Source organism: Magnetospirillum sp. 15-1 (assembly GCF_900184795.1).
Classification (GTDB): Bacteria; Pseudomonadota; Alphaproteobacteria; order Rhodospirillales; family Magnetospirillaceae; genus Phaeospirillum.
In genome coordinates this window covers 1-10,123 of record NZ_FXXN01000004.1, presented here as the reverse complement: position 1 = coordinate 10,123, position 10,123 = coordinate 1, and the positions used below count along the sequence as shown (strand labels likewise).

11 protein-coding genes and 1 tRNA gene are annotated in these 10,123 nt (G+C 59.3%); 3 read left to right on the top strand and 9 right to left on the bottom strand.

The features are described 5' to 3' along the window. Positions 1-206, bottom strand: a 206-nt coding sequence (locus CP958_RS00175; protein WP_141400355.1) for a transposase, incomplete at its 3' end; no start/stop codon positions are given. Positions 207-473: 267 nt separating this feature from the next. Here CP958_RS00175 and CP958_RS00170 point away from each other — a divergent pair. Together CP958_RS00170 and CP958_RS00165 are read left to right on the top strand one after the other, a co-directional pair. Further along, positions 474-550 (top strand) — tRNA-Arg (locus CP958_RS00170). Between the two features lie 120 nt (positions 551-670). Further along, positions 671-1,678, top strand: coding sequence for a site-specific integrase (locus CP958_RS00165; RefSeq protein WP_096700027.1), 1,008 nt, complete (start codon positions 671-673; stop codon positions 1,676-1,678). A 5-nt stretch (positions 1,679-1,683) separates the two neighbouring features. Here the strand turns inward: CP958_RS00165 and CP958_RS00160 are convergent, their stop codons facing one another. The 6 genes from CP958_RS00160 to CP958_RS00135 form a co-directional block, all read right to left on the bottom strand. Next, a complete protein-coding gene (locus CP958_RS00160) occupies positions 1,684-2,535 on the bottom strand; it encodes a DUF2971 domain-containing protein (RefSeq protein ID WP_096700026.1) in 852 nt (283 codons plus the stop codon). Then, positions 2,535-3,251 carry an RES family NAD+ phosphorylase gene (locus CP958_RS00155; protein WP_242442646.1) on the bottom strand — a complete coding sequence of 239 codons (717 nt, stop codon included), beginning with the start codon at positions 3,249-3,251 and terminating at the stop codon, positions 2,535-2,537. Before CP958_RS00155 ends, CP958_RS00160 begins: the two co-directional genes overlap by 1 nt. Beyond that, complete coding sequence (locus CP958_RS00150) at positions 3,223-3,762, bottom strand: MbcA/ParS/Xre antitoxin family protein (RefSeq protein WP_242442645.1); 540 nt, start codon at positions 3,760-3,762, stop codon at positions 3,223-3,225. Before CP958_RS00150 ends, CP958_RS00155 begins: the two co-directional genes overlap by 29 nt. Positions 3,763-4,047: 285 nt before the next feature. Continuing rightward, positions 4,048-5,700, bottom strand: coding sequence for a MobA/MobL family protein (locus CP958_RS00145; RefSeq protein ID WP_141400354.1), 1,653 nt, complete (start codon positions 5,698-5,700; stop codon positions 4,048-4,050). Between the two features lie 314 nt (positions 5,701-6,014). Then, entirely contained in the window at positions 6,015-7,208 is a 1,194-nt protein-coding gene (locus CP958_RS00140) for a hypothetical protein (RefSeq protein WP_096700023.1), read from the bottom strand. Between the two features lie 23 nt (positions 7,209-7,231). Beyond that, positions 7,232-7,540, bottom strand: coding sequence for a helix-turn-helix domain-containing protein (locus CP958_RS00135; RefSeq protein ID WP_096700022.1), 309 nt, complete (start codon positions 7,538-7,540; stop codon positions 7,232-7,234). A 1,128-nt stretch (positions 7,541-8,668) separates the two neighbouring features. On the opposite strand from CP958_RS00135, the gene CP958_RS00125 reads away from it, so the two are divergent. Beyond that, the gene (locus CP958_RS00125; RefSeq protein ID WP_096700020.1) at positions 8,669-9,211 is read left to right on the top strand and encodes a hypothetical protein; all 543 of its coding nucleotides are present in this window, start codon (positions 8,669-8,671) and stop codon (positions 9,209-9,211) included. Between the two features lie 35 nt (positions 9,212-9,246). Here CP958_RS00125 and CP958_RS00120 read toward each other — a convergent pair whose 3' ends face one another. Both CP958_RS00120 and CP958_RS00115 read right to left on the bottom strand, forming a co-directional pair. Beyond that, positions 9,247-9,537, bottom strand: a complete 291-nt coding sequence (locus tag CP958_RS00120; RefSeq protein WP_096700019.1) for a hypothetical protein — start codon at positions 9,535-9,537, stop codon at positions 9,247-9,249. Next, positions 9,534-10,037 (bottom strand): terminase TerL endonuclease subunit, encoded by a 504-nt coding sequence (locus CP958_RS00115; RefSeq protein WP_096700028.1) that lies wholly within the window; start codon positions 10,035-10,037, stop codon positions 9,534-9,536. The genes CP958_RS00120 and CP958_RS00115 overlap by 4 nt, the downstream gene beginning before the upstream one ends. Positions 10,038-10,123 lie beyond the last annotated feature (86 nt).

The window sequence follows — 10,123 nt, the reverse complement described above, 5'->3', positions numbered from 1 at the left end:
CAGCGGTAATAGCGGCGTTTGGCCGTCTGATAGGGGCCAAACTTCTCCGGCAAATCTCGCCATCGCGCACCAGACCGTGCCACCCACAGGATGGCGTCGAAGAAGCGGCGGCCATCGCTACGCGGGCCACGCTTTCCCTTCCGGCCTCCGGGCACAAACTCCCGCAGCCGCTCCCACTGATCATCGCGCAGAACTTCGCCGTCCAAGACCGACCTCCAAAAATCAGTCTTGAATCACATCTCGGGCGCCAAGGGAATCCTAAATTGTCACTACAGCCTAGCGTGACGCAACGAACAACGAACAGCACGGAACGGCGACATCCAACTGTCCCGCTGGCAATATCTGGCAACTGGCAACACCCAGTCCCGTTTCGTTCTTATCAACCCCGCGCCGACCTCCCCACAAAGGGGCTTGCCCAAGGCCGCAGAAATCCAGTATGTTCCGCCCCTCTCCGATCATCCGTGATCGATCGCGCAGCCGTAGCTCAGCTGGATAGAGCGCTGCCCTCCGAAGGCAGAGGTCGTAGGTTCGAATCCTACCGGTTGCGCCAATCTCCCCACCGCATGAAACCTGGATTTCAGCCAAATTCACGTTGGCTGACTTGAAATTCATATGGTTTTTCGGGACAATTTGGGGACACCAACCGCCGTCATTGTCCCCGAGGCGCCCTATGGCAACCATCACAGCGCGCAAAAACAAGGACGGCGAAATCATTGGCTGGCAGGCCAAGATACGCCGCCTCGGCTTTCCCGTACAATCAGCTACGAAGGACAGCAAGAAGGCCGCCGAGGATTGGGCCAAGGTCATCGAGTCGGAGATGATTCGAGGCGTATATGTGGATCGGAGCAAGGCGGAGCGAACCACCTTCCGGGAGACTGTTGAAACCTACATCCGCGATGTCGCCACCACGCACAAGGGTGGGCGGGATGAGGGCCTCCGCCTTACCCGCTTCCTGCGGGACGAATCCAAACTGGCGGCGCACTCGCTGGCCACCCTCTCAACCCGCCTTTTTGAGGAATATAGGGACCGGCGCCTGAAGTCCGTGACCGCAGGAACGGTAAAGCGGGAATTGGGGCTGCTACATACCGTCATTGAGTCCGTGCGGAAAAGTCACGGCATGATAGAGAATCCAATCTCCGACGTGCGCCGCCCTACCGTGCGGGATGCTCGCGACACCCGCCTTCAGCCTGGCGAGGAGGAGAAGCTTCTCCAGCACTGCCGAGACGCCCGCAATCCCTGGCTGACGCCCGCCGTGATCCTGGCCCTGGAAACCGCGCTACGTCGGAGCGAGCTTCTGGCCCTGCGCTGGGATTGCGTCGATCTGGACCGGCTCCACGCCCATATTCCCGACAGCAAGACCGGCAAAGGGCGCCACATCCCGCTCTCTCCGCGGGCCTATGAGGTTCTATGGCAACTGGGCACCGAAGCCCGCCCAACAGATGGCGCGGTCATAGGCACCACCGCCGAAGGGCTGAAGCAAGCATTCGAGCGGGCCAGGTCACGGGCCAAGATGGAGCACTTCAATTTCCACGACCTGCGCCACGAAGCCACATCCCGGCTGTTCGAGCGCGGCTGGAACATCATGGAGGTGGCGTCAGTCACCGGGCATCAGGATTTGCAGATGCTGAAGCGGTACACGAATCTGCGGGCTAGCGATCTTGCAAAGAAGATGGGGTAAATGAGTCAGTCGAGCTCACCCCAAGGCTTTCGAAGATAAAGAGGATTGCCAAAATCATACCAGGGGCTGCAATTCTTCCACGTCAGCCCTGTGCATTGCACTCCATAAGGCCGACCCAATTGCATGGCGGTGCGAATTGTCTCTTTGCTTGTGCCATCCCCAAATACTATGCCAACAAGCGCATCGCCGTATTCAATGAACACATCGTTATCTGTGTCAGAAAATATCACAAATCTCCACTCTGCCTCATTGAGCCAATCTATCATTTTTTCAAAAAATAAAGTTTTGTAGTGAGTTTTCATGTGTAGCGCAGGATATTTCTCTCTTCCAACGGCCTCCAGAACGTCTGCATTTATCAGATACGCTTGATCACCATATAGATCCGGCACAACTCCCTTATCTATGTAACTGACCGGACCCGCCATTATAATTTCGCCATCTGGGGTTTGTGATGTGATGGCCTGCGATAATTTTTGCCTGTCGAATACCAAGCAAACACCAGAATGGTTTTCTGCGTAATGCGCCCACATGTGCGGCTTGCAGAAACCTCTACGGAAAATGTCACTGAGATGGCACCCCGTCAAAGGACCCGAATCTTGGGAGAAACAAGCCACCCGGGCCCGTCCCTTCAACTCATTCGATAGCCAAGCCGATTCCTCCGCATCCCTATATTTTCCATAATCAATACTCCCATTCGTCCCAACGGTGAATTCCCACGTCTTTGTTTCTTTTGGGTCATTTGTTTTTGTGTAAGCCCCAAACTTAATGTTTCTGTCTTTTAATATGTAGTCAATTGCGGTCGATGATTTCGTGTAGTGGTACAAGAATCTATCGGTGGACGTGATGTTCTCAATCATCAGGCAAATCCCTCCACCCCAAACTCCATCTCTGCCCGTGGGAATTCCCGTGCCGCCTGCACGCCGGTAGGGCGGATGAAGATACGCCACGTCTGAATCTGCTTCGGCTCGGTGGCGCCGAAGGCTTCCGGGGCCAGGACCACGACATTGCAACCGCCTTCGGGATCGCGGACAGAACGATAGCGCAGCACCTCGACGGCAGCGGCACGAGCGGTATCGGCAAAATTCTGGCAGGCGGAATAATCGCTGCGGTCAGTCCACAGGGCTTCGTCCCGATCCAATGGCGTTGCCGTCAGATCGATCAGCCGGGATGTCTCGACCGGGACGGAGAATGCCGTATGTTCGGTCGGGCGCTCCGGCAGTTTGGTTCCGGGTGATTCAGCGAAGAACCGCAGCCGATAGAAGGCCAACTCGGCAATGGCGGTCTCCACCGCTTCAGCGGCATAGAACGCTCCCTCTGGCTGATTGGCGCGGCGAAAGCGGGACCCCTGCGGATAGGGGGCATAGCGGAACGGCGTGAACAGCAGCCAGTGGAGATGGCGGCAATTGGCCGGGACCGGGGGCTTCACCTCCTCAATCAGGTCTTCCAGGATATGTTGCTCGTCCTGGCTGTCGGTCAGCCGCATAGTGGAGGCGCGGGACTGCGCCTCCACAACGCGCCAGACCTCGGCGGCATAGGGCCGAGCTTCAGATCGTAGCGCGTCGGGAGTCCACATAATTCGCCGTCGCCACCAAACCTCGGATGGTCTTCATCAGGTCGATGGGCCTCGCCTGAAGGGCGCTGTTCTCGGCAAGCAGCCAGGATTGCGCCGAAGCGTCATCACCGCCCGTGATGGCGTCAAGACTGCGGAAGGTGCGCACGAACATCTGCGCCAGTTCGAATTCCTTGCGCCCGCGTTTCAACAGATACTGCCCCTTGCGCATCCGGGAGATGGATGGCTCGGACAGCCCCAGAATCTCGGATAATGCGGTGTGAGAGAGGCCGAAATGGTCGGCGGCGCGGATGGTCGCCTTCGACAAGACCATCTCCGCCTGGTCCGTGTTCGCCGCTCGCTCATGGTTCGCCATGGTGCGCCTCCCGGTCTGCGGAAATTTATTACTGCAAATATTTCCACAGATAGTGCGGATAAGAAAGATAGCTGTCAAGACACCTTCAAGGATCACGCGGCCAGCGGTGAAGGCTGCCAAACGCAAATCAATGCCGCCTTGCAGGAATACGTCCGCCACCACGCCTAAGGCCAGAAACGAATCCCTCGCCGGGTGGCGTCTCCTGGGTGATCGACCACGATCACCCAGGAGCGGGCAAAAGGGTGAGGAGTTGCCGCCGGTTCAAGAGGCTTCCGCCCACGCCGGCTTGCCGGCGCGGTTCCCCGCGAAGCCTCTTGAGCCTGCGTCTGCGTGCCGGCGGCTCCCGATGGTCGCCGGTGGGCAACGGCCTGGCGGAGAGAGATATCTCAACCCACCAGGCCGCCACCCCAGCCGGCGGCCTCGAACCCGCCGGCCGAATCATCATCACAAAGAATTGCCGCTTCGCCCCCGGCCGCCCGGCGAAGGAGCCGGGGCTGGGCGAGGGGCTATCAAGCGCGAGAGCTCTACGCCCAGCTCGCGGCCGGCGGCCCGAATCTGTTCCGCCACCATCATGGCGCCGGCCCGGTATTCCTCCCGACCGCGAGCATCCGCTGCACTCATAGCGCGTCGGCTCATGAGCGAACGGTAGTGCCGTGCCGTGATGTCTCCCAGTTCCACCAGGGATTCCGGGGTGTACCCGGCCAGACGTGTCTGGAGGCTCCCTCTGGCTTCCTTCGACATGGATTGCGGTACGGCCAGGGGAGCCTGGGGTGCTGCCCGCAAAGTCGGCTGTGCCAGCGCGGCCGGCTTCACAGGTCGAGCGACCGCATTTTCACCAGGTATCGCTCTCCGTCTTTCATTGCTCATCGTCGCCTCCGCTTTTGCTGCGCGCGCTTCCGCTGTCGCGATTCGTGCTTCGAAATCGTCTCGATTTCCGGCCTTTGCCCGCCGCACGGCCGCTACCAAGTCGCCACCGTCCAGCCGCTCCAACTGCTCGGCCGAGATCTCAACGCCCGACTCGCGAGCGATTGCGACGATCATGGCCGCCTGCCGCGCCGTCGCCTGTCGCAACTGATCGATTTCGCCCTTTACCGAATCTGCCGCCGCCCGCAGTACGTCCTTGTCTATCGCGCCCAGCCGCTCGATTTGCGTGAGCCGCCGCACCTGCTTCTCCGCCCGTCGCTGAATCTGAGTTGCCCGGTTTGCCGCAATCCATTCGTCCCGCCCTCGCTGAGCTTCCACATATCGTCGTTCGTCAATCAGCCGATTGGTATGCGTGGGGCCGGGATTGTCCAACTCGCGAATCTTCGTCTGCTGCCCAGCCTGCCGAGCTTCTTGCGCTTTGTAGACCGCCATCGGCAGCCGGGCCTTTGCTGGGCGATTGATGCCTGTCTCCTCCAACCGTCCACCGTGCCAACCCAGCCCCGTGACGTCCCGAATCGCTGTTGCAACGACCTGGCGCCGGAAATGCGCCATCGCGGCGGGCCCATCGATGATTGCTGGCGCCCCTGGCTCACCCCGCCGACCAGGCGCTGTCCCCACCCAATGACTGCCGGCCAGCCGAACCGGCCGTGCCGCTACCGTCGCATGAAAATGCGGCTGTATCCGTTTCGAGCTATTTCGTGAATGGATCGCCCAATGACAGGGGCAACCTTGATTTTCGAACCACTGTGCGATTCGCTCAACGATTCGCCGTCGCTGTTCTTCCGTCGCCTGGATAGGCAACTCTACCTCGAGGTCGAGCGCAACCTTGCCATTCTTCCGACTGTTTGCCGCCTCGGCCGCTTCCAGGATCGCGGACATCTCTTCCCGTGACCGCCCGCCTTCCGCCTCCAGTTCGTCCCGCCTAGCCGAATGCGATCCCCGTCGTGCGTCATAATCGAGGCCGGCGATCGCGCGTTTGGCTCCGCCGTTCGCCCGCGTGATCGAGCCGACACGGCAATGGAAAGTTCGGCCAAACGGCCCTTCGCGCTGGCTTCGATAGCGCCCCTCGCCAGCCTTCAAATCATCGTCGATGAGATTCATAGTGAATGCTGCACCCAAATACCTTTTTTGTAAAAAGTAATTGGGTGCAGCATTCACTTCATAGTCAAGCAAAATCACCCATCATGGCGGAATCTGTTGATGTGTTATGTGTTTTGTTATTGCAGATCTTCTAGCGTGTACTGTGTTTTAATTTGCCTCATTATGTTGTGTTCTGCCTTGTAATGACGGCCTTTGATTGGGAAATAGCGGAATTTGATGTCTTCCGCCTCGACGCGCTGGGTGTCATGATTCGCAAGAGCACTGATCGTGGAGGCCTGAAAAATGGTGTGTCTGCTACGCCTGTCGGTGATGTCCTCTCAGGAGCGACACGCCGCAATCGCTGCCGAACAGAAAAAAGAAAAGAAGGAGTTCGTGCCGCTGGTGAATTACCAGCCGATCTCGGACTCGGCCATTCCGCCGCACGAAATATTGAAGGGATAGCTGCAGGGGGTATTCCACGCGCAGATAATGGCGAGGCGTTGGCGGCCCTCGGGCGTGGTCGGCTGATCCGTGTAATTGACGACCAGCGTCACCGGCTCCGCAAAAGAACAAAAGCGGAACTGCGGCGCCGTGCGACACAGGATCAGGTTCTCGCCGCGTGGGTCCGCCTCGGCCTTATCGTCAAGGGGATCACGCTTCGCCCTGGCGACGATCTCCAGCCGGGCACCGCCCCGCCGGTTGACCATTGCCACCTTTTGGCCGTCTCGCTGTAGTTGGCGCCGGAACTCGGCAAAGGCGCCCATCGGCTGAACGAGCTTAAGGCGGTGGGTGTCCCACCACAGCCAGACCAGCTCATCGCCGGGGGCATCGTCCAGTTCGGCCGGTTTGAAGGGGTACTTGATCGCCTCGTCGGCATCCCTAAGAGTGCCGTTGTCCCGCCAGTGAGCGCCGAGCCGCCCGCGCGACCACCCCAAAAAGGCGGACCACCTAGCCTTGCTCATGCCTCGGCGCGGGCGATACAGCACATTGGCGTGGGGGTGATAGGTGGCCGCGGCGTCACGAGTGACCTCGGTCCCTCGGTACAGCACCTCGACATCCCAATCCCGGTCAGCATCATGAGCCCACCGGGAGACCTGGCGATGCAGGCGGGCCATGGCCCCCCGAAGATCACCCCAAGCCGGCACCCGCCGCCCGGCAGTGACGACGGCGTAGCGGATGTAGGCGCCCGCTGGATGGTGCCGCTGGAAATACCGCAGAGCGTTGAGGACGGGGCGGCGCTCCCGCTGGGCAATCAGCGGCAAGAAGCAGATGGCCCGGTAACTCTCCTGGCCGTCGATCTCCCCGGTGGCGTTGCCGATTACGGTCACCCGAACGGGGGCTCGCGTACGGATACCCCCGAATTGCTCCAGAGCATCGCCCATTCGGGCTGTTTGCTCGGCAAGCACCTGGCGCCGCTGAGCGCTCTCGCGCCAATGCTCCGGGCTCAATTGCCATCCGGTGTTAAGCCGCATCACCTCGTCTGAGGTGATCGTTTTGCCGCCGATCTTGACCTCGGCGCCGTGGTCATGACATGTGGATGCAGGCGCGCCCCACACAGGCGCACCGGCATGCGCGGCCGTTGCCGCACTCGCAGTCATCATCTGCTTGGACCAGATGTTGTGACTTAGCGGTTGCTGGCGGCGGCCGCGCCACCGGTCTGGCTGTCGATCACAGGCTTTGGCGGCCGCCCCCGACGGCGTGCAGCCATCGTGGGCGCAGCCGATGGCTGCTGCCGCACCCCGCGAATCCAGGCAACGACAGCGTCCCGCTCATACAGGACCTTGCTTCCGATTTTATGGAATGGCAGCTCGCTGGCTGACAGCTGGTTCAAATAGCCAACGCTGAACCCGAACTCTTCGGCAACCTGTCGTCGCGACATGAATCCGCTTTCGCGGCGAGGTTCGTGGAAGGTGCGGGTGGACGTAATAGCCATGATGACTCCGAGCGCAAACGCTCGGAGCCTCTGCCGCAGGCGTCCGTACTGAGTGTGGCGCTTAGCCGACCTCGCTGCCTCTAATTAGGCAAGCTTGAGGTGGACGGCTCCCGCAGGTCACCGCCCCCTGGCGAAGCCAGCAACTAACTGGCTCCGATACCCTACTTGCCGCGGACTTACGCTGATATCAGCCGCCATTTGACATCGGACTATTATCTCGGCACGGGCACCCGACTGTAGCACCAGCTCCGCGCCGATCGAGCGAAGCAGTGGCAGTCACAGCAAAAATCTAACATACTTGCATGGCGCGTCAATGCGCTGTTGGCGCGCAGATAGCCATCGACAAAGCTGGAAGCCACGGGACAATTTCGGGACACTGGCTAATAACTCAGATGGAGTTGCAAGGAGCCCGTACACCTTATAACAGGCTGAAATAAAATAAATATATGTTACTTCAGCGCGCTGCAACCGCCCTCCGAAGGCAGAGGTCGTAGGTTCGAATCCTACCGGTTGCGCCAATCTTTTCAAAGGCTTAGCTGAAATCACAGGCTAAGCCTTTTTCATTTTGTCAGCACCATGTCAGCAAGAGTGGGCGTGTCAGCGTCAACGATCACGGATCGACCGTTAGGCACTCACAGGGATGATTTATAATTTCCCCGGTAAACACGGGGAAACTCGCTCTCTCGCGTACCTTATTTTTTAGGTGTAACAGGTGTAACAGGTGTTACAGCGTTCAAAACATTGACGTTTTCGCGTTACACCATGCCCGCCCGAAGGTGTAACAGGTGTTACAGCGTTGAAATCGTTAGATTTTACCCCTGTGGCAGCGCCCCGCACCTCACCCGTGACAACCTCCGCGCACCAGGGCATTATCGACGGTAGAGGAGACGCGCCCATGCGCTACCTGATTGCCGTCCTGTTGCTGGCGTCCCCCGCCGCATTGGCGACTGACCAGCCCAAGCCGCCACCCGTGCCCATGCCAGCGCCGGGGGTGCGCGTTGAGCCTTGGACCAACGGCAGATACATCGTGCGGGACGCCACCAGGCGGCAGATCGGGACGATGGAACCCTATGTCAACGGGTGGATCATCCGGGACTCAACGGGACGCGAGACGGGGAGGATGACGAGATGACCACCGGTCCTATCGAATTGACGGAAGAGGAAAGCGAGATTGTTCGCAATATAGAGTTCGACCAGGAGGTTGTCTTCAGGCAGTCAACCGGGGCGGAGAATGGATTCCTGTCTCATAAACTCATGATGCGGCTGATTGAGCGAAAGGCAATTCCAGAAGAAAGGGTCAAATATTTTACGGATGGGGAATACAGCCACGGAACGCGAGGACGTTCGCGCATGAAAGTGTTTGAGCGCAACGGAACCTCTGGTGAAGACATATTCAGGCACGGTAATTTCTTGAAGCATTTGCGGTATTTTATTTATGGCTGCGACCTTAAGGCGGCAGTTGTTAACGCGTTCTCAGAAAAAATTCGCTCGTGCGGGAATTTTACGTCGGGTGACATAGAGCCTCTTAGGAAATATGCGAGAGAATTGACGCGACATTATGGCTTGAATCCGCATGATGCAGCGGAAGAGTTCTACAAATTGTCTATCGACTGCGGAATTGGGCCGCACTATGCGAGGTCAGTTTATGACGCGGTAAAGCAGGTTCGCTAGGGTTGCGGAAAAAACCTATGGCGCGTCCTTTTAGTTCACATCACTATCTTTTCGCACCCGGTAACCGCGAGCACAGCCGAAGCCATCGCCCGACCAAGTTCCACCGGCAGCGTGACGGCGGGCACCCATCGCCCGGCCTCGTTCCTTGTCGTCGGTGCCTCGACGCCCATGCGGCCATCGGACAGGCGGGACACCCGCAACCCGTGGATCAGCAGCGACACGCCATCAACCAGCACCTCAGCGTCAGCCAGGGCGATCAAGCCGCCGTTGCCGGTCGCCGGGCGAACGGACAAAACATCAACTGTGACGGTGCTGGTGTCGGTCATAGGAACAGGAACCCCTCTGAACGTGCCTCGGTTTCGTACACCGATGGCCCACCTTCGCCATTGCTGGCGAGGCTGATTGCAATGGCGCACGCAACCGCGCCGTCGATCCGTTCCCGCGCCTTGCCCTTGCTGAACAGACGGTTCCCCGCCCTGTCCGTCTCGACCTGGATATTATCGAAGCACCAGCGCAAGACCGGGTGCCCACCATGCTGGAGCATCCGGCCAATGATGGACCGTTCCAATTCCTTGATGGCCGGGGCCATGGTCATCCACCCCTGACGGACTTCCACAGCGGGGTATCCTTCCTCGGTCAAGGTGTTGAGCATGGAACGCGCAAGGTGCGGATCAATTCCGATGCCATGCACATCGAAGCGGTCACACAGATCGCGGATGCAGTCTTCCACGGCGCGGAAGTCCACCACGTTCCCCGGTGTCGGTTCAATGTGGCCTTTGACCTGCCTTGGAAATCTTCCTCCAGTTTGAAGTAGAGTCCGGCCCATCAGAGGACGGACGACATGAAGCGCAGCAGGTTCAGTGAAGAACAAATCATCGGCATCCTGAAGGAGCAGGAGGCCGGGGCGGGGAC

Excerpts from the sequence above, each read along its gene's own strand:
- CP958_RS00140 (WP_096700023.1), bottom strand. The coding sequence starts at position 7,208 with ATGATGACTGCGAGTGCGGCAACGGCCGCGCATGCCGGTGCGCCTGTG.
- CP958_RS00155 (WP_242442646.1), bottom strand. The coding sequence starts at position 3,251 with ATGTGGACTCCCGACGCGCTACGATCTGAAGCTCGGCCCTATGCCGCC.
- CP958_RS00120 (WP_096700019.1), bottom strand. The coding sequence starts at position 9,537 with ATGACCGACACCAGCACCGTCACAGTTGATGTTTTGTCCGTTCGCCCG.
- CP958_RS00125 (WP_096700020.1), top strand. The coding sequence starts at position 8,669 with ATGACCACCGGTCCTATCGAATTGACGGAAGAGGAAAGCGAGATTGTT.
- CP958_RS00135 (WP_096700022.1), bottom strand. The coding sequence starts at position 7,540 with ATGGCTATTACGTCCACCCGCACCTTCCACGAACCTCGCCGCGAAAGC.
- CP958_RS00160 (WP_096700026.1), bottom strand. The coding sequence starts at position 2,535 with ATGATTGAGAACATCACGTCCACCGATAGATTCTTGTACCACTACACG.
- CP958_RS00115 (WP_096700028.1), bottom strand. The coding sequence starts at position 10,037 with ATGGGCCGGACTCTACTTCAAACTGGAGGAAGATTTCCAAGGCAGGTC.
- CP958_RS00165 (WP_096700027.1), top strand. The coding sequence starts at position 671 with ATGGCAACCATCACAGCGCGCAAAAACAAGGACGGCGAAATCATTGGC.